Source organism: Streptomyces sp. NPDC056347 (assembly GCF_042262625.1).
Lineage (GTDB): Bacteria > Actinomycetota > Actinomycetes > Streptomycetales > Streptomycetaceae > Streptomyces.
Window position 1 is genome coordinate 1 of sequence record NZ_JBHJQP010000032.1, and the last position, 21,244, is coordinate 21,244.

The 21,244-nt window shown below is 72.9% G+C and carries 2 protein-coding genes; both read right to left on the reverse strand.

Translation table 11 applies throughout. The annotated features are described in order from the left end of the window. Positions 1–8,222, reverse strand: an 8,222-nt coding sequence (locus ACFCV8_RS10645; protein ID WP_376684933.1) for an amino acid adenylation domain-containing protein, incomplete at its 3' end; no start/stop codon positions are given. A 210-nt stretch (positions 8,223–8,432) separates the two neighbouring features. Further along, the gene (locus ACFCV8_RS10650) at positions 8,433–21,218 is read right to left on the reverse strand and encodes an amino acid adenylation domain-containing protein (protein WP_376684934.1); all 12,786 of its coding nucleotides are present in this window, start codon (positions 21,216–21,218) and stop codon (positions 8,433–8,435) included. Between the last annotated feature and the right edge of the window lie 26 nt (positions 21,219–21,244).

Below are 21,244 nucleotides of genomic sequence, written 5' to 3' on the forward strand. Positions count from 1 at the left end.
TCCCACACACCATCCACCCGGAACACAAACTGCTCCAGATACGCCGGAGAACCCGGCTCCGCAAGCGCATGGAACAACATCCCCGCCTGAAGCGGCGTCAACGGATACACATCCTCCACACCACGACCATCCCCCACCAACCGATCAACCTCCGCCTGCCCCAGACCCACCAACGGGAAGTCCGACGGAGTACAACCACCCGCCCCCTCACCCACACAATGCGCCACACACGCCACCAACTCAGCAGCAAACGCCTCCGCCAACCCCCGCACCACACCCTCACCATGCACATCCACCGAGTACGCCCAGGAGAACACCAGGCGGCCGTCGGCGAGGCCGGCAGTGACGTCGATCAGGCTGGTGCGGCGCTCGTCGGGGCTGTGCTCGCCACCGGGGTTGAGGGCGGCGGAGCGGAACCAGCCGGCGTCCGCGTCCCCGCCGTCGGCGGTCGCCATGTCCAGGCGCCCGAGGTAGTTGAAGGTGATCTGCGGGTCGCCGTGAGCGGGCGCGGCCAGGCCGCCGCCGAGATAACGCAGCGCACCGTAACCGACACCCCGATCGGGAACCGCCCGCAACTGCTCCTTGACCGCCTTCAGATCACGGCCCCACGCATCAACCCCACCCAACACGTCACCCGACAGCCCCAGAGCCACCGGATACACCGACGTGAACCAACCCACCGTCCGCGTCAGATCCACACCCGCGAACAACTCCTCACGACCATGCCCCTCCAACAACACCGGCACACGATCACGACCAGTCCACCCACGCAACACACGCGCCAACGCCGTCAACAACACATCATTCACCTGCGTCCGATACACCCCCGGCACCCGCTGCAACAGAGCCTCGGTGTCAGCAACCGACAGGGAGCCGGACACGGCCCGGACCGAGCCGACCGTGTTCTCGTCGTCGCGGCCGTCGGCGGTCCTCGGCGCGAGGTCGCGCGGCAGGGCGGGGTCCGTCCCGTCGAGGACGGAGGTCCAGTAGCCGAGCTGGTCGTCGAAGCCGCCGTCCGCGGTGTGCGCGGCGAGGGTGTCGGCCCACTGGCGCACCGAGGTCGTCTTGGGGCCGAGGTCCGGGGTGCCGCCGGCGGCGGCCTGCTCGTACGCCGTGCGCAGGTCGTCGAGGAGGATGCGCCAGGTCACGCCGTCGACGAGCAGGTGGTGGGCGACGACGAGGAGCCGCAGGTGCCGGTCCGTGCCGCAGGAGCCCGCGAGGAAGTGGACCAGGGGGCCCTGTTCCAGGTCGAGGTTCGCCTGGGCCTCGGCGGTCAGGGCCGCCCAGGCGGCGTCCTGGTCGGCGGCGGCGGTCAGGTCGTGCACCGTGAAGCAGCGGTCGGTGTCGGCGCTCTCCGCGATCGTGCCGGTCCAGCCGTTCGTGTCGTCGGCCCGGCGGGCGAAGGTGGAACGCAGCGCGTCGTGCTGGGCCAGAACCGCGGCGACGGCGCGGCGCAGGACGGCGAGGTCGGTGGCGGCCGGCAGCTCGAGGTCCATGGCCATGTTGAAGTGGCCCGGGGCGACGGTGTGGGAGTCGAAGAACCAGGAGCGGATCGGCGTGGTGCCGACCTCGCCGGACACCGTGCCCTGCTCGGCGGCGCCGCCGTCGGCCGTGGTGCCGGTGGCGTCCGCGTGGGCGGCGAGGGCGGCGACGGTCTGCCGGGTGAAGATGTCGCGGGACGTGAGGTCGAGACCGGCCTGGCGGGCGCGGGTGACGACCTGGATGCTCAGGATGGAGTCCCCGCCGAGCGCGAAGAAGTTGTCCTCCACACCGACCTGCTCGATGCGGAGCACGTCGGCCCAGATGCCGCAGAGCACCCGCTCGGTGTCGGTGCGGGCCTCGACGTGACCGGTGTCGGGCCCGGCGTCGGGAGCCGGTAGCGCGCGGCGGTCGACCTTGCCACTGGAGTTGACCGGCATGTGGTCGAGGACGACGAAAGCCGACGGCACCATGTACGCCGGCAGTTCGGCGGCCGTGTGGGCGCGCAGGGCCTTGATGTCCAGGGCCTGCGGGCGCGGGGCGGCGTCGTCGGGCGTCAGGCCCGTGCCCGCTGCGTCCCCGTCCGTCGCGGGCGTCACGTAGGCGACGATCCGCTGGGCTCCCGGGCGGTCCTCGCGGACCATGGCAGTGGCCTGACCGACCTGCGGCGAACGGGCCAGAACCGCCTCGATCTCACCCAGCTCGATCCGCAGACCACGCAACTTCACCTGATCATCCGCCCGGCCCTGATACACCAACTGCCCATCAGCCCGCCAGGAAACCAGATCCCCCGTCCGGTACAACCGCCCACCCGACCCGGACGAATCCGCCACAAAACGCTCAGCCGTCAACCCCGCCCTACCGTGATAACCACGCGCAAGACCCGGACCCGACACATACAACTCACCCACCACACCCACCGGCACCGGACGCAGCCAACCATCCAGAACCACCACCCGCGCATCCGCGACCGGCTCACCGATCGGCGGCACACCCACACCCACAACCCCAGCATCCAGAGCCCGACTCATCGACGCCGCAATGGTCACCTCCGTCGGCCCGTACGCATTCACCATCCGCCGACCCGGCGCCCAACGCGCCACCAACTCCGCACCACACGCCTCACCACCCGTCGACACCACCCGCAGATCCGGCAACTCACCCACCGGCATCGTCCCCAGCACCGTCGGCGGAATCAACGTATGACTGATCCGCCGACCCACGAAGAACCGATACAGATCCTCACCCACCAACCCCCCCGACACCTCAGGAACCACCAACGCACCCCCACCACCGAAGGCCATCAGCACCTCCATCACCGACGCATCGAACCCCGCCGACGCCAACTGCACCACCCGCGCCCCCGACCCCACCTCAAGACGCTCCGCAACAGCAGCCGCAAAACCCGCAACACCACGATGCGACACCACAACACCCTTGGGACGCCCCGTCGAACCCGACGTATAAATCACATACGCAGCCGCATCGAGGGGGAGCCCCGGGCGGACCGGGTCAAAGGCCCCGCCGGTCCGGCCGGGGGTCTCGTCGAGTCGGACGACAGGGATGCCGCTGAGGCTGAGGACGTCGTCCGCGGAGCGGCCGTCCGGGCCGGGCTCGGCGGCGTCGTCCGCGACGGCGCGGAGCACGAGGCGGGCGTCGCAGTCCTGGAGGACGAACTCCAGGCGTTGCGCGGGCCAGGTCAGGTCCACGGGTACGTACACGCCGCCGGCGCGCATCACGCCGAGCAGGGCGGCGATCCAGTCGGCGGAGCGGGGCACCGCCACGGCGACGCGCGTCTCGGGGCGGACGCCGTGGGCGGTGAGGAGGGCGGCGACGCGGGCGGATGCGGCGTCGAGTTCGGCGTACGTGAGGGCGCTGTCGCCGTACTCGACGGCGAGGGCGTCCGGGGCCTCGGCGACACGCGCCGCGAACAGCGCGGGCAGCGTGGCCGGGGCGACACCGGCGCCGACGGTGGAGGTGCCCCAGGTGTCGGTGATGCGGCGCAGTTCGTCGTCCGCGACGTGCTGGACGGCCGCGAGGGTGCGGTGGGGGGCGTCGCACACGAGGCGGGCGAGGTCGAGCCACTGGCGGCAGAGGCGTTCGACGGTGGTGGAGTCGAACAGGTCGGTGCTGTACTCGGCGCCGGCGAGGAGCCTGCCGTCCTGCTCGGCGAAGGAGAAGGTGAGGTCGAACTGGGCGGAGTTGCGGACCGACTCGACGGCCTCGGCGCGCAGGCCGGGCAGGTCGAAGGCGGAGCGCGGGGTGTTCTGCAGGACGATCATGGCCTGGACGAGCGGAGTGCGGGAAGGGTCGCGCTCGGGGGCCAGCTCTTCGATGAGACGGCTGAAGGGGACGTCCTGGTGGGCGAAGGCGTCCAGGACGGTGCCGCGGGTCCGGTCCAGGAGCTGGGCGAAGGTCTCGCGCTCGTCGATCCGGTCGCGCAGGACGAGGGTGTTGACGAAGAACCCGACGAGGTCCTCGACCTGGGGCGACTGGCGGCCGGAGACACCGGTGCCGAGAGCGATGTCGGTCTGGCCGCTCTGCCGGGCGAGGAGGAGCTGGGTGACGGCGGTGAGGGCCATGAAGAGGCTCGCGCCGCGGTCCTGGCCGGTGCGGGCGAGGCGGGCGGTGAGGTCGGCGGGGACGTCGAAGGTGTGGAGGGCGCCGGCGGAGGTGCGAACGGCCGGCCTGGGCCGGTCGGTGGGGAGCTCCAGCGGCTCCAGGCCGTCGAGGCGCTCGCGCCAGTGACGGAGCTGGCCGTCCAGGGCGTCGCCGGCCAGGTGGGCGCGCTGGCTGACGGCGAAGTCCGGGTACTGGACAGCGAGTTCGGGCAGGTCGGCGGGAACGCCGCGTACGGCGGCGGTGTAGAAGGCGCTCAGTTCGCGGGTGATCACACCCATGGACCAGCCGTCGGTGACGATGTGGTGCATCGACAGGACGAGGACGTGCTCGTCGTCGGCGAGCCGGGCGAGCAGCACGCGCAGCAGCGGGCCGGTGCGCAGATCGAAGGCGGTGGCGGACTCGGCGGCGAGGAGCGTGTCGAGTTCTGCGGGGTGGTCGACGCGCACGGCACGGATCGGGACATGGGTGTCGGCGGCGGTGTGGACGTGCTGGACGCCGCGTCCGTCGACGGTGTCGAAGGTGGTGCGCAGCGATTCGTGGCGGGCGACGAGTCCGTCGACGGCGGTGCGCAGGGCCGTGGTGTCGAGGTCGCCGGTGAGGCGCAGGGTGCCGCTGACGTTGTACTCGACGGATCCGGGGGCGAAGTCCTCGAGGAACCAGAGGCGTTCCTGGGCGTAGGACAGCGGCAGCGGTCCGGTCCGGGGGGCCGGGGTGACGCGCAGGTCGGGGCCGGCGGGGACGTCGCCGCCGGCACGGGCGGTCAGGGCGGCGGCGTCGACGGCTGCCGCGAGGCCGGACAGGCGGGGGGTGTCGAACAGGTCCCGGACGGCGAGGGGGACGCCGAGCCGTTCGCGGACGCGGCTGACGACGCGGGTGGCGAGCAGGGAGTGGCCGCCGAGGGCGAAGAAGTCGTCGTCGGCGCCGACGCGTTCGATGCCGAGCACTTCGCACCACAGGGCGGCCAGGGCCTCCTCGGTGGGGGTGCGCGGGGCGACATAGGCGGCGGTCTCGGCCCAGACGGGGGTGGGCAGGGCGCGGCGGTCGAGCTTGCCGCTGGAGGTGGTGGGCAGCGCGTCGAGGACGACGAACACCGACGGCACCATGTAGTCGGGCAGGGTCTGCCGGACGAGGTCGCGCAGGGCTGCCGGGTCCGGGACGGTGCGGCCGGGGGCGGGCACGAGGTAGCCGGCGAGGCGGGGGGTGCCCTGGTGGTCGTCGCGGACGATCACGGCGGCGTCGGCGACGTCGGGGTGGCTGCGCAGGGCGGCGGTGATTTCGCCGGGTTCGATGCGGAAGCCGCGGACCTTCACCTGGTCGTCGGCGCGCCCGAGGTGTTCGAGGACGCCGTCGGCGGTCCAGCGGGCGAGGTCGCCGGTGCGGAAGAGGCGGCCGCCGCCCGAGGGGTCGGCGACGAAGCGCTCGGCGGTGAGGGCGGGGCGGTCGTCGTAGCCGCGGGCGAGGCCGGCGCCGGAGATGTACAGCTCGCCGCTGACGCCCTGCGGGACGGGGCGGAGCCGTTCGTCGAGGACATGGGCGCCGTTGTTCCACAGCGGGGCGCCGATGCGGGCGCCGGCCGGATCGGCGGCGCCGTCGGCGACGGCGACGGCGGCGACGCTGTCGGCGCTGATCTCGGAGGAGCCGTACAGGTTGAGCAGGGTGGCGTGCGGGAGCCGTTCGGCGAAGCGGGCGGCGAGGGCGCGGCTGAGGGGCTCGCCGCTGCTGATCCAGCAGTGGCAGGAGGCCAGCAGGGCCGGGTCGGCCTCGTCGAGAAGGACGGAGAGCAGGCTGGGTACGAGGGTGAGTCGCTCGACCCGGTGCCCGGCGACGAGGGCGGCGAGCGCCAGCGGGTCCTTGGCCTGCACGTCGTCGGCGAGGACGACCCGACCGCCGTGCAGGAGGGTGCCGAGGATCTCGGTGGCGCTGTCGAGGAAGCCGACGGAACTCTTCGCGCAGACGACGGACGCCCGCCACTTCGGGTAGGTCTCGGCGAACCAGGCCCAGCGGCCGAGGAGTCCGGCGTGCAGGCCCTGGACACCCTTGGGGCGACCGGTGGACCCGGAGGTGTAGATGACGTACGCGACGTTGTCGGGGCGCAGCGCGGCGACGGCGGCGGGCGCGGTGGCGGGGAGGACGGCGACGCGGTCGGTCACGTGGGGGTCGTCGACGACGACGGTGGCGACGGCGCGGTCGCCGAGGTCGGCTGCGCCGGTGACGAGGCCGACGAGGGACTGTTCGGTGACGGCCGTGCGCACGCGGCTCTCGCGGAGCATCCAGGAGACTCGGCTCGCGGGCAGGGCCGGGTCGACGGGCAGGTAGGTGCCGCCGGCCTTGAGGACGGCGAGGACGGCGACGACGAGCTCCGCACGGCGGGTGAGGCAGACGGCGACGGGTTCTTCGGTACGGATGCCGGAGGCGATCAGGTGGTGGGCCAGCCGGTTGGCGCGGGCGTCGAGTTCGCCGTACGTCAGGGTGCGGCCGCCGCTGGTGAGGGCGGGGGCGTCGGGGGTCCGGGCGGCCTGGACGGCGAACCGGGCGGGGATGGTGCCGTCGGCGGCGTCGGGGCGGTGCGCGCCGGTGCCGAGGGCGGTGACGGTGGCGCGCTCGTCGGCGTCGAGGAGGTCGTGTGCCGCGAGCGGGGTGTCGGGGGCGGCGGTGACGGCGCGGGCGAGAACGACGAGGTGACGGCCGAGGCGTTCGATCGTGGCCGGTTCGAAGAGGTCGGCGTCGTATTCGATCGCGCAGTGCAGGCCGGGACGCGGGCTGCCGGATTCCCGGCCGTCCGGCCGCTCCTGGAATTCCTCGAATTCCTCGAATTCCCAGCTGATGTCGTACGGGGCCTGGCGGCGGGCGAGGTTTCCGCGGGTGACGCGGAGTCCTTCGAATTCGACGGATTCGGCCGGGGTGTTCTGCAGGACGACCATGGACTGGATGAGCGGAGTGCGGGAGGTGTCCCGTTCCGGGGCGAGAATCTCCACGAGCCGCTCGAAAGGCACGTCCTGGTGCTCGAAGGCTTCCAGTACGTTTTCCCGGACGTGGTCGAGAAACGTGCCGAAGGAGGCGTTCGGGTCGACCGTGGAACGCAGGACGAGAATGTTGATGAAGAATCCGACGAGGTTCTCGACCTCGGCGCGTTCGCGTCCGGGTACGGCGGTGCCGACGGCGATGTCGTCCTGCCTGCTGTAGCGGGCGAGCAGCAGCTGCACGAGGCCGGTCAGGGAGACGAAGAGGCTGGTGGACCGGGCCCGGGAGAGGTCGTGCAGGGCGGCGGTGACGTCGGCGGGCAGCGTGAAGGTGTGCAGGGCGCCGACACCCCGGCGTACGGCGGGCCTGGGCCGGTCGGTGGGCAGCGCGAGCGGCTCGAGGCCGGCGAGGCGGCCGCGCCAGTGGTCGAGGTGGCGGGTGAAGGACGGGTCGGCGTGGCGGGCGCGCTGCCAGGCGGCGTAGTCGGCGTACTGGACGGGGAGCGGCGGGAGTTCGGCGTGCCCGCCGTGCAGGGCGGCGGCGTAGCCGAGCCGCAGTTCGCGGACGACGACCTCCATGGAGGCGCCGTCGGTGACGATGTGGTGCATCGCGAGGAGCAGCTGGTGCTCGTCCGGAGCGGTGCGGACGAGCAGGACGCGGAGGAGGGGGCCGGTACGCAGGTCGTAGAGCTCGTCCATGGCCTCGGCGAACAGCCGGTCGCAGGCGGCCTGCGGGTTCTGCTCACCGGTGTCGGTGGTGAGGTCGACGCGGCGGAAGGGGACGCGGGCGAGGGCGTCCGCGGCCGGCAGGACGATCTGCCGGGCGACGCCGTCCTCCGTGTCGAACACCGTCCGCAGCGTCTCGTGGCGGACGACGAGCGCGTCCACGGCGGTCTTCAGCGCGGCCGTGTCGAGGGGACCGGTGAGGCGGAGGGCGAGGCCGGAGTGGTTCTCGGTGGAGTCGGGTTCGTACTCCCCCTGGAACCAGAGCCGCTGCTGCGCGAAGGACAGCGGCAGCGGGCGGCCTTCGGCGCGGTCGACGGGCTCGATGCCCGTACGGCGGGTGGTGCCGGCGCGTCCGGCGAGCCGTTGCCGCAGCTTCTCCTGCAGGTGCTCCGGCAGCGAACCGATGCGACCCTCGCGCGACGACCCGGCGTCCATGGAAAGCTCCCTCATTCACGTCAAGCGTTGACAAAATGACATGCGAAATCCCGGCTTCTGGGCAGGGAGAGGTGCGTGTGCGCGACCGTCCGGATGAGGCGCTCGCTCGCCCGGTCGGCCGCGCACACGTGCCGCATGTGTCGTGGTGTTCCGTCCGCCGTCACGCCGGTGCGCGTGACGGCTTCTTTTTCTTACTGGGCCGTGCCCGGACTATTCCGGGTCGCCGCCCGCGTAGCCGGTGTCCCGTTCCTCCATGGCCATCGCTTCCTCGATCTCCGCGATGATCGTCTCCTCGATCTGGCGGGCGAGTTGCGCGATGGTCGGATGGTCGAACATGACACGGGCCGAGGGGTTGATGTCGAACACGGTTCGGACCTTAGCAACGACGCGAAGACTCAGAACCGAGTTTCCGCCCAGGCCGAAGAAGTCGTCCTCGACGCCGACTCGTTCGAGTCCGAGGACCTCCGACCAGATCTCGGCGAGCACCTCCTCCGTGGGGGTGCGCGGCGCGACGTGACCGGCCCGGCTGCCGTACTCGGGGGCCGGCAGCGCCCGGCGGTCGAGCTTGCCGTTGACGGTCAGCGGCAGCCGGCCGAGGGCGACGAACGCGGACGGGACCATGTAGTCGGGCAGCGCGGCGCCCAGGGCCTCGCGCAGCGGCCGGTCGTCGAACGTCGCCGGGTCCGGGGACGTGCCGGCCGCGGCGCCCGGGACGACGTAGGCGACGAGGCGGCGGTCGCCGGGCCGGTCCTCGCGGACGACGACGGCGCCCTGCGCGACCAGCGGGTGGCGCACGACCTGGGCCTCGATCTCGCCGAGTTCGATGCGGAAGCCGCGGATCTTCACCTGGTCGTCGCTGCGGCCCAGGTACTCCAGCATCCCGGCCGCGTTCCAGCGGGCCGTGTCACCGGTCCGGTACATGCGCAGCCCGGGAGTCGCGCCGTGCGGGTCGGCGACGAACCGCACCGCGCTGAGCCCGCGCCGCTCCAGGTAGCCGCGGGCCAGTCCGCCGCCGGCGATGTACAGCTCGCCGCGGACGCCGGTGGGCACGGGCCGCAGCGCGTCGTCCAGGACGTAGGCGCGCAGGTGCGGCATGGCCCGGCCGATGACGCTGCCGAAGCCCCCGCGGGCGAACGCGGCCTCGGCGGGCCGGCTGGTGACGTGCACGGTCGTCTCGGTGATGCCGTACATGTTGACCAGCCGGGGCCCGTCGACGCCGGAGCGTTCCGCCCAGGAGCCGATCCGTGTCCAGTCGAGCGCCTCCCCGCCGAATACGACGGTGCGCAGGGCCAGTCGCTCTCTCAGCCCGCCGCCGATCCGGTCGATCTCCTCGGCGAGCCGGTAGAACGCGGACGGCGTCTGGTTGAGGACGGTCACCCGTTCGCGGTCGAGGAGCCGGGCGAAGTCACCGGGCGAGCGGGCCACGTCCTTGTCGACGACGACGAGCCGGCCACCGTGCACGAGTGCGCCCCACAGTTCCCAGACGGTGAAGTCGAAGGCGTAGGAGTGGAACATCGTCCACACGTCGTCGGCGCCGAAGGCGAAGTCCTCGCGGGCGGCGGACATCAGGCGGGCCACGTTGCCGTGGGTGACGACGACGCCCTTGGGCCGGCCGGTGGAGCCGGAGGTGTAGATGACGTACGCGGCGGACTCGGGCGACAGCGGCCCGGCGGAACGGGCGGACGCGGCGGTGTCCGGTCCCTCGGCGTCGTCACCGAGGACCAGCAGTGGCCGGCCCGCGTCGGCGGGCAGCACGTCGCGGACGGCGGGGGCCGTGACGACGAGCTGCGCGGCGCTGTCCTCCATGATGTAGGCGATCCGGTCGGCCGGGGCCGCCGGGTCCACGGGCACATACGCGCCGCCCGCCTTCAGTACCGCCAGCACCGCCACGACCAGGTCGGCCGAACGCGGCAGCACCAGGCCGACCCGCGACTCGGGCCCGACGCCCAGGCCGACGAGCCGGGCGGCGAGCCGCTCGGCGCGGGCGTCCAGTTCCCCGTAGCCGATGGTGGTGTCCCCAAAGGTGACCGCCGGCGCGTCCGGTACGGCCCGGGCCCGCTCCTCGAACAGGCTGAGCGGGGACGGGGCGGGGACCCCGGGATCGCCGGTCTCGTTCCAGGTGTCGAGCAGCAGGAGCCGCTCGGCTTCGTCCAGGGGGTCGTGAGCGCGCAGCGACGCCTCGGGCCGGGCGGTGAGCCCCTCGGCGAGGGCCAGCCATCGGGCGGCCAGGCGGCGCGCGGTGGCCTGGTCGAAGAGGTCGCTGTGCACGAGGACGGCCTCCAGCCCGCCGTCCCGGCCCGGCTGGAACTCCAGGTGGAGGTCGAACTGGGCGGTGTCGCGCGGCGGCGCCAGCTCCGAGACACGCACTCCCGGCAGCGCGAGATCGGTCCGCGGGCCGTTCTGCAGGACCAGCATGGCCTGGACGAGCGGGGTGCGGGAGGTGTCGCGTTCGGGGGCCAGCTCCTCGATGAGCCGGCTGAACGGCACGTCCTGGTGGGCGAAGGCGTCGAGGACGGTGCCGCGCACGTCGGTGAGCAGGTCGTCGAAGCTCCGGCTCTCGTCGATCACCGTACGCAGGACGAGGGTGTTGGCGAAGAAGCCGACGAGGTGCTCCAGTTCGGCCCGTTCCCGTCCGGAGACGACGGTGCCGAGCGCGACGTCCCGGCGGCCGGCGAACCTGGACAGCAGGAGCTGGGTGACGGCGGTCAGCGCCATGAACAGGCTGGCCCCGCGCCGCTGCCCGGCCCGCGTGAGCCGTTCGGCCAGTCCGGCAGGGACGTCGAACGCGTGCAGGGCGCCGCCCGTGCCGCGGACCGCGGGCCGCGGCCGGTCGGTCGGCAGCTCCAGCGGCTCCAGTCCGTCGAGCCGGGTCTTCCAGTGGGCGAGGTCCTCGTCGAGGGCGCCGTCCGCCCCGAGGCGCTCCCGCTGCCAGACCGCGAAGTCCGGGTACTGCACCGGAGGCACGGGCAGGGCGGCGTCCTCGCCGCGTACGGCGGCGGTGTAGAGGGCGCTCAGTTCACGGGTGATCACGCCCATGGACCAGCCGTCGGTGACGATGTGGTGCATCGACAGGACGAGGACGTGCTCGTCGTCGGCGAGCCGGGCGAGCAGGACCCGGACCAGCGGGCCGGTGCCGAGGTCGAACGGTACGGACACGGCCCGGCGGAAGGCGTCGTCCAGGTCGGTCTCATGTACGGAGATCGGCAGGGCGCCCGGGGCGTGGACGATCTGGATGCCTCGGCCGTCGGCGGAGTCGAAGGTGGTGCGCAGCGCCTCGTGCCGGGTGACGAGCCCGTCGACGGCGGTCCGCAGCGCCGCGGTGTCGAGGTCGCCGGCGAGGCGGAGCGCGGTGACGACGTTGTATTCGACGCCGTCGCGGTCGTAGTCGTGCAGGAACCAGAGGCGTTCCTGGGCGAAGGACAGCGGCAGCGGTCCGGTGCGCGGGACCGGGACCACGCCCGTCTCGGCGGCCGGCTCATCGACGGTGACTTGCCCGGCGAGGGCGGCGACGGTCGGGTGGTCGAACAGGGCCCGCGGAGACAGCCCCGTGCCCAGCACGCCCCGGATACGGGAGACGACCTTCAAACTGGAGATCGAGTCACCGCCCAGCGCGAAAAAGTCGTCATGCACGCCGACCTGTTCGACGCCGAGAACATCGGCCCAGATACCGGCCAGGGCCTCCTCCACCGCCGTACGCGGAGCGACGTACTCCTCCACGGCCTCAACCTCGGGAGCCGGCAGCGCCCTGCGGTCCACCTTGCCGTTCACCGTCAGCGGCAGCTCGTCCAGCACGACGAACGCCGACGGAACCATGTACTCCGGCAGCAACGCAGCCGCGTGCTCCCGCAGAGCACCCAGATCCGTCTCCGCACCCTGCGTGGGAACCAGGTAGGCCACGAGGCGCTTCGTTCCGGGCCGGTCCTCACGGACCTGCACCGACACCACACCCACGGAAGCGTGACGGGCGAGAACGGTCTCGATCTCCGCGACCTCGATCCGGAAACCCCGGACCTTCACCTGACCATCACCCCGGCCCAGGAAGTCCAGCCGGCCGTCCGCACGCCACCGCACCAGGTCACCCGTGCGATAGAGGCGTCCGCCCCGTCCGAACGGATCGGCCACGAACCGCTCCGCCGTCAGATCAGCACGCCCGTCATAACCACGCGCCAGACCCGAACCACCCAGATACAACTCACCCGCAACACCCACACCCACCGGACGCATTGCCGCATCTAGAACATACGCACGGGTGTTGTCCATCACCTCACCCAACGGAACCCCGCCACCGGACACGTCCTGTCCGGCCAGCGGCCCGCACACGGCGAAGGTGGTGGACTCGGTCGGTCCGTAGCCGTTGACGAGGACCACACCGGGGCAGGTCTCCAACAAACGCTGAGCCGCCGCGGCGGGGACGGCGTCGCCGCCGGTCCAGACCTCGCGCAGACCCGCGAAACACCCCGGGTCCTCCTCGACCAGGACACCGAACAACGCAGCGGTCACCCACAACGCCGTCACACCCGACGCCACGGCATCCCGCACCACCGACGCACTCAACTCCGCCTCGGCAACCACCACCGTGCCACCGTTCAACAGCGGCACCCACACCTCGTACGTCGCCGCATCGAACGAATGCGGCGAATGGAACAACACCGAACCATGCGCACCCGACCGCCACCGACGATCGGACACCAGCGCCACGATGTCGTCATGCGTGACCGCCACACCCTTCGGCACACCCGTCGACCCCGACGTGAACATCACGTAGGCGAGCGCTTCGGCCGGGGCGGCCGGTGGCAGCGTCACGTCGTGCGCCGCCTCGTCCACGCATACGACCGGCACTCCGGCGAGCGCGGCGCGGTCCTTCGTCGCCGGGTCGCTCACGACGACTCGCGCGCCGCACTGGCCCAGCACCCGGCGCAGCCGCTCCTCCGGGTACGAGGAGTGCAGCGGGACGTACACACCGCCGGCCTTGAGTACGGCCAGCATCGCCACGACCACGTCCGCCGACCGCTCCAGGAGCAGCCCGACGCGGGACTCGGCCACGACACCGCGCGCGACCAGGGCGCACGCCAGCCGGTCGGAGGCGGCGTCCAGCTCGGCGTACGTCAGGGCGGTTCCGCCGCACCGGACGGCGACCGCGCGGGGGGCGGTACGGGCGCGCTCCGCGAAGGCGGCGGTCACCGAGCCGGGTACGGGGGCGGTGCCACCGCCGTCGCTCCACTCGTCGAGGACACGGCGCAGTTCGTCGTCGGAGTGCACCGCGAGGTCGCCGAGCCGGGTGTCGGGGTGCGAGCCGGTGAGCGCGTCGAGCAGGTGTTCCAGGTGGGCGGCGAGGCGCTCGGCGGTGTTCGCGTCGAAGCGGCCCGGGTCGTAGCCGAGGTCGAAGCTGAGCAGGTCGGCGGCGTAGGCGGTGAGGACGAGGGGGTAGGTGGTGGTCTCGGTGACCTGGATGTCGTGCAGGGCGAGGCCGAAGCGGCGGACGCCGTCGGTGTCGACGGGGTAGTTCTCGAAGACCAGCAGGCTCTCGAAGAGCGGTGCTCCCGCCGGGAGTTCGGTCGGAATGTCGCTGAGCGGGACGTCCTCGTGGCGGCGGGCCTCGGCGTGGGCGGCCTGGAGGGCGGTGAGCCAGGGGACGATCGCGCGGTCGTGGTCGATGCCGGCCCGGACCGGCTGGGTGTTGATGAAGAGGCCGAGGATGTCCTCGGCACCCGGCAGGTCGGCCGGGCGGCCGGACACGGTGGTGCCGAAGACGACGTCGCGGGTGCCCGCGTACTGGGAGAGGAGCAGGGCCCAGGCGCCCTGGACGACGGCGTTGACCGTGAGGTGGTGCCGCCGGGCGAAGGCTGTGACCTGCGCGGACAGCGGCCGGGAGGCGTCGCGGACGACGTGCGCGGTGGATCGGCCGTGACCGGTGGGGTGTTGCGGGGTCCGGTCGTGGGGAAGTGCGGTCGGCTCGGTGAACCCGGCGAGGGCGGCGCGCCAGTGGTCGAGGCCCGCGGCTCGCTGATCGGCCTTTCGGTGCAGGTGGGCGAGGTGGTCGCGGAACGGCGGCCGGGAAGTGACGGCGCCGGTGGCGTAGTGGGCGATGACGTCGTCGAGGAGGGCGGCGGTGCTCCAGCCGTCGAGGAGCAGGTGGTGGAAGGTCCACACGACGCGCACCTGATGCGGGGCGCAGCGGGCGAGGGTGAGCCGCATGAGCGGCGGGGCGGTCAGGTCGATGCCCCGGGCCCGGTCGGCGGCGAGCAGGTCGCGCAGGGCTTCGGTGCGACGCTGTTCGGCGTCGTCCGGCGTCTCACCCGCGGCATCGGTCCAGTCGAGGACGGTGACGGGCAGGGTGGCGTGTTCGTGGACGACCTGGACGGGGTGACGCGGTCCGTCCCAGACGGGGACGGCGCGCAGGGCGTCGGACCGGTCGACGGCGTGCTGCCAGGCGTCGGCGAGCGCGGTGGTGTCGACGGTGCGGCCGGCGGTTTCCTCCAGGAGGAAGGTGAACTGTTCGAGGTAGGCGGGCGAGTCGGGTTCGGCGAGGGCGTGGAAGACCATGCCTGCCTGGAGGGGGGTGAGGGGCAGGATCTCGGCGACGCCGGTGCGGCCGTTGCCTGCGATCCGGTCGACCTCCGCCTGGTCGAGTCCGGCGAGGGGGTGGTCGGAGGGGGTGTGTCCGCCGTGCGCGGGGTCGGCGCAGTGGCGGAGGTAGCCGCGCAGGTCGTCGGCGAGGGCGTGGGCGAGATCTGCGACCGTGGCGCGGTGGTGGCGGCCGGCGGAGTAGGTCCAGGTGAGGACGAGGCGGCCGTCGCGCACCTCTCCGATGACGTCGAGCTCGTGGGGGCGGGCTTCGTCGGGGGCGAACTCGCCGCCGGGGTTGAGGCGGGTGGACCGGATCCAGTCCTGATCGCTGCCGGCCGTGTCCATGCGGCCGAGGTAGTTGAAGCTGATCCGTGGGGCGGGCTGCCCGGTGAGGCGGGGGTCGGCGGCGAGGTGGCGCAGCGCGCCGTAGCCGATGCCGCGGTCCGGGACGGCGCGCAGCTGCTCCTTGACGGCCTTCACCGCGGCCCCGTGGTCGTCGCCCTCGGGCAGGGCGAGCGCGAGGGGGTGGATGGAGGTGAACCAGCCGACGGTCCGGGTCAGGTCGAGGTCCGCGAAGAGGTCCTCGCGTCCGTGGCCCTCGTAGTCGATCGCGGTGCGTTCGTGGCCCGTCCAGGTCCGCAGCACCCGGGCGAGGGAGGTGAGCAGGATGTCGTCGACGCGCGTGCGGTAGACGGACGGGACGCTGTGGAGCAGGGCGTCGGTCTCGTCGGCGTCGAGGGCGACGGTGACGGTCCGCTGCTGGGCGACGGTGTCGGTGCCGTCAGGGGTGTCGGCGGGGAGTGGTCCGGTGTGTGCGCCGGTGAGAACGGCGTCCCAGTACGCGCGTTGGTCGTCGAAGCCGCCGGCGGCGGTGTGGGCGGCGAGGCGGTCGGCCCACTGGCGCACGGAGCTGGTCCGGGCGCCGAGGCCGGCGGGATGTCCCTCGTCGATGCGGGCGTATGCGGTGGTGAGGTCGTCCAGGAGGATCTGCCAGGAGACGCCGTCCATGACGAGGTGGTGGGCGACGACGAGGACCCGGGTGATCTCGCTGTCGGGTTCTTCGCCGCGAACGGCGGCGAGGATGCGGACGAGCGGGCCGGCGTCGAGATCGAGGCCGCTCTGCGCGTGCCGGGTGAGGTCGGCCCAGGCGGTGTCGCCGGCGTGGCCGTCCGGAATCCGGTGGACGGTGTGGACGGCGGCGACGTCGGCGGCCGGTGCGATGCGGGCGTGCCGGGTACCGTCCGCGCCGCGCGGGAAGACCGACCGGAGGGCGTCGTGCTGGGCGAGGACGGCGGCGACGGCGGCTCGCAGGGGGGCCGGGCGGGTGCCCGGGGCGGGGGTGAACTCCATCGCCATGTTGAAGTGGTGGGGGGCGGCAGGGTGGGTGGCGAAGAACCATTCCCGGATGGGGGTGGTGCCGATCTCACCCACGACGGGGCCCTGTTCGGCCTGCACCGCGGGTGCCGTGGTGCCGGTGGCGTCCGCGTGGGCGGCGAGGGCGGCGACGGTCTGCCGGGTGAAGATGTCGCGGGACGTGAGGTCGAGACCGGCCTGGCGGGCACGGGTGACGACCTGGATGCTCAGGATGGAGTCCCCGCCCAGCGCGAAGAAGTTGTCCTCCACACCGACCTGCTCGATGCGGAGCACGTCGGCCCAGATGCCGCAGAGCACCCGCTCGGTGTCGGTGCGCGGGGCGACGTGGGCGGTCCTGCCGTCGGTGTCGGGGGCCGGTAGGGCGCGGCGGTCGACCTTGCCGCTGGAGTTGGCCGGCATGCGGTCGAGGGCGACGAAAGCCGACGGCACCATGTATGCGGGCAGTTCGGCGGCGGCATGGGCACGCAGGACATCCGGGTCCGGGTGCACGCCGGGGCGTACGGGCGTCGTGTAGGCGACGATCATGGGATGGCCCGGGCGGTCCTCGCGGACCATGGCAGTGGCCTGACCGACCTGCGGCGAACGGGCCAGAACCGCCTCGATCTCACCCAGCTCGATCCGCAGACCACGCAACTTCACCTGATCATCCGCCCGGCCCTGATACACCAACTGCCCATCAGCCCGCCAGGAAACCAGATCCCCCGTCCGGTACAACCGCCCACCCGACCCGGACGAATCCGCCACAAAACGCTCAGCCGTCAACCCCGCCCTACCGTGATAACCACGCGCAAGACCCGGACCCGACACATACAACTCACCCACCACACCCACCGGCACCGGACGCAGCCAACCATCCAGAACCACCACCCGCGCATCCGCGACCGGCTCACCGATCGGCGGCACACCCGAACCCACAACCCCAGCATCCAGAGCCCGACTCATCGACGCCGCAATGGTCACCTCCGTCGGCCCGTACGCATTCACCATCCGCCGACCCGGCGCCCAACGCGCCACCAACTCCGCACCACACGCCTCACCACCCGTCGACACCACCCGCAGATCCGGCAACTCACCCACCGGCATCGTCCCCAGCACCGTCGGCGGAATCAACGTATGACTGATCCGCCGACCCACGAAGAACCCAAACAGATCCTCACCCACCAACCCCCCCGACACCTCAGGAACCACCAACGCACCCCCACCACCGAAGGCCATCAGCACCTCCATCACCGACGCATCAAACCCCGCCGACGCCAACTGCACCACCCGCGCCCCCGACCCCACCTCAAGACGCTCGACAACAGCAGCCGCAAAACCCGCAACACCACGATGCGACACCACAACACCCTTGGGACGCCCCGTCGAACCCGACGTATAAATCACATACGCAGCCGCATCGAGGGGGATGCGTATGTCGGGTGCGGTGGCGGTCCGGGCGGCGGTCTCGCGGCGGACCGCGGGGGTGTCCAGGTCGAGCACCGGCAGGCCGTGCGGCCGGGCTCCGTGCGGGTCGCCGGCGCGGAGCACCAGCCGGGCCCCGCAGTCCCGCAGGACGTGGGCGAGGCGCTGCGCGGGCCACTCGGGGTCGACGGGGACGTAGACGCCGCCGGCGCGGACGACGGCGAGGAGGCTGATCAGCCAGTCGGCGGAGCGGGGCTGGAGGACGGCGACACGGGTCTCGTGGCCGACGCCGCGGGCGCGCAGCACGTGGGCCAGCCGGGCGGATGCGGCGTCGAGTTCGGCGTACGTGAGGGCGGTGTCGCCGTACTCGACGGCAAGGGCGTCCGGGGCCTCGGCGACACGCGCCGCGAACAGCGCGGGCAGCGTGAGTGGCGGGGTCCCGGCGCCGACGGTGGAGGTGCCCCACGTGTCGACGACGAGGTGGTGCTCGTCGGCGTCGAGGTGGCCGACGGCGGCGGTGGGCCGCTCGGGGGCCGTGGTGACGGCCCGGGCGAGGGCGGTCCACTGTTGGCCGAGCCGCTCCATGGTGGGGGCTTCGAACAGGTCGGTGCTGTATTCGAGTTCGACGTCGAGGCCGCCGTCGCGCGCCGCGAACTCGAGGGTGAGGTCGAAGCGGGCGGACTCGCGCGGCACAAGGACGCGGGCGGCGGGCTGTCCGGCGAAGCGGGTGAGCGTGTCGGCGTCGCCGAACGCGTTCTGCAGGACGAGCGCGGCCTGTACGAGCGGGGTGCGGGAGGGGTCCCGTTCGGGGGCGAGGGCCTCCACGAGACGGTCGAAGGGGACGTCCTGGTGGGCGAAGGCGTCCAGGACGGTGCCGCGGGCGTGGTCGAGCAGGTCGCGGAAGGAGCCGGTCTCGTCGACGACGGTGCGCAGCACGAGGGTGTTGACGAAGAAGCCGAGGAGTTCCGCGGTGTCCTGGTGCTCGCGGCCGGAGGTGACGGTGCCCAGGGCGATGTCACGGCGGCCGCTGTGGCGGGCGAACAGCAGCTGGGTCACGGCGGTGAGGGCCATGAAGAGGCTGGCGTGCTGTTCCCGGGCGAGCCGGGTGAGGCGGTCGGTGACGTCGGCGGGCACGTGGAAGGTGTGCAGGGCGCCGGCCGTCGTGCGGACCGCGGGGCGGGGCCGGTCGGTGGGCAGGTCCAGCGGCTCGAGGCCGTCGAGGCGCTCGCGCCAGTGGTCGAGCTGGGCGGCGAGGGCGTCGTCGCCGGCGCGGGAGCGCTGCCAGGCGGCGTAGTCGCCGTACTGGACGGGGAGCGTGGGCAGTCCGGCGTCGGCGGCGTCGTCGCGGCGGGCGGTGTAGAGGGCGTCGAGGTCGCGGACGAGTACGCCGACGGACCAGCCGTCGGTGACGATGTGGTGCTGGGTGAGCTGGACGACGTACTCGTCGGGGCCGACGGCGACGACCAGGACCCGCAGCAGGGGCCCGGTGCGCAGGTCGAAGGGGATGGACTGCTCGGCGAGCAGCGCCCGGTCGAGCGCCGGGCCGGCCTCTTCGCCTTCGGTGCCGGTGAGGTCGACGGTTCGCACGGGGACCGGGAGTTCGGGGAGCACGAGCTGGACGGGGCGGCCGTCACGGGTCTCGAAGACGGTGCGCAGGGACTCGTGCCGGGCGACGAGGTCGCCGACGGCGCCGCGCAGCGCGGCGAGGTCGAGCGGGCCGGTGATCCGCAGGGCGGCGGAGGTGTTGTACTCGACGCCGGCGGGGTCGAACTCGTGCAGGAGCCAGAGGCGTTGCTGGGCGGGCGCGAGGGGCAGCGGTCCGGTGCGGTCGGCGAGGAAGGGGATGCGGTCCGGTGCGCCGTCCGTACGGTCGGGGGTGGTCCCGGCGAGCTCGGCGAGTGCGGCCGGGGTCGGGTGGTCGAAGAGCGCGCGCCAGGTGAGCGCGGCGCCGAGTTCGTCCCGGAGCCGGGTGACGATCTGCAGGGCGAGCATGGAGTCGCCGCCGAGGTGGAAGAAGTCGTCGTCGGCACCGACCTCCGGCACGCCGAGGACGTCGGACCAGATGGCGCAGACGGCGGCCTCGGCCGGGGTCCGCGGTGCGGTGCGGACGTGGTCGGTTTCCTGCTCGGGGGCGGGCAGTGCGCGCCTGTCGAGCTTGCCGTTGGCGGTGAGCGGCAGCGCGTCGAGGACGACGTACGCGGACGGGGCCATGGCCTCGGGCAGAGCGCCGGCGGCGTGCGCGCGAACGTCGGCGACGGCGGGGCGGGCACCTGCGTGGCCGACGAGGTAGGCGACGAGGCGCTTGACGCCGGGCCGGTCCTCGCGGGCGACGACGACCGCGCTGCCGACGTCCGGATGACCGGCGAGAACGGCCTCGATCTCGCCGGGCTCGATGCGCAGGCCGCGGATCTTGACCTGGTCGTCGGTGCGGCCGCCGTACTCCAGGTCGCCGTTGGGACGGCGGCGCACCAGGTCGCCGGTGCGGTAGAGCCGGTCGCCGGGCCGCTCGGCGTACGGGTCGGCGACGAACCGGCCGGAGGTCAGGCCGGCGCGCCGGTGGTAGCCGCGGGCGAGTGGACCGCCGAGGTACAGCTCGCCCCACTCTCCGTCGGCGACGGGGCTCAGGCGGGCGTCGAGGACGTGGGCGCGGGCGCCGTCGATGGGCGGCCCGATGGGGTGGGGGCCGGTGCCGTCGGCAGGCAGGGGTGCGGAGAGGGTGGTGCAGACGGTGGCCTCGGTGGGGCCGTAGGCGTTGATGATGCGGCGGCCGTCGACGGCCCAGCGGGCGATGAGGTCGTCGGGGCAGGTCTCGCCGCCGACGACGACGGTGCGCAGCGCGGGCAGGTCGGCGTGCGGCACGGTGCCGAGGACGACCGGCGGCAGCATGACGTGGGTGACGCGGCGGTCGCGGAGGAGCCGCAGCAGGTCGTCGCCGAGCGGGCGTCCGGGGGCGAGGACGAGGGTGGCGCCCGCGGTGAGGGTCATCACCATGTCGGCCATGGCGACGTCGAAACTGGGCGACACGAACTGCAGGACGCGGTCGCCGGTCCGCAGGTCGAGCGCGGTGCGGTGGGCGGCGGCGAGGCCCGGGAGTCCGGCGTGCGGTACGGCGACGCCCTTGGGGCGGCCGGTGGAGCCCGACGTGTAGATCATGTAGGCGGCGCGGGAGGACGGACCGGGCGCCGTGGGGGCGGTGGTCCGGCAGGTGCGCAGATCGGCTCCGGCCAGGTCCAGGGCGATCACGCGGGGGCCGTCCGGCGCTCCGGCGGCCGCGACGGGCAGACCGGTGCGGGTGAGGAGCAGTTGCGGGGCGGCGTCCTCGACCATGTAGTCGAGGCGGTCGGCCGGGTAGTCGGGGTCGAGGGGCACGTACACGCCGCCCGCCCGCAGCACGGCGAGCAGCGAGACGACGAGGTCCGGGGAGCGGTCCAGGCAGACGGCGACCCGGTCCTCGGCGCGCAGCCCGAACCGGCGCAGCAGGTGGGCGAGCCGGTTGGCCCGCTCGTCCAGCTCCCGGTAGGTCAGGGTGGTGGTGCCGTGCTCGACGGCGGTGTGGTCCGGGGTGCGGGCGGCCCAGTGGGCGACCGCCTCCAGGACGCCGGCGGCCGCCGGTACCGCGTCGGACTTCCAGTTCGGCGTGGCCGCCGTGTTCATGAAACCCCCTGGGGTCGTGCTGGGTG

Bases quoted from the DNA above. Each gene is read 5' to 3' on its own strand.
- ACFCV8_RS10650 (WP_376684934.1), bottom strand. From the start codon at position 21,218: ATGAACACGGCGGCCACGCCGAACTGGAAGTCCGACGCGGTACCGGCG.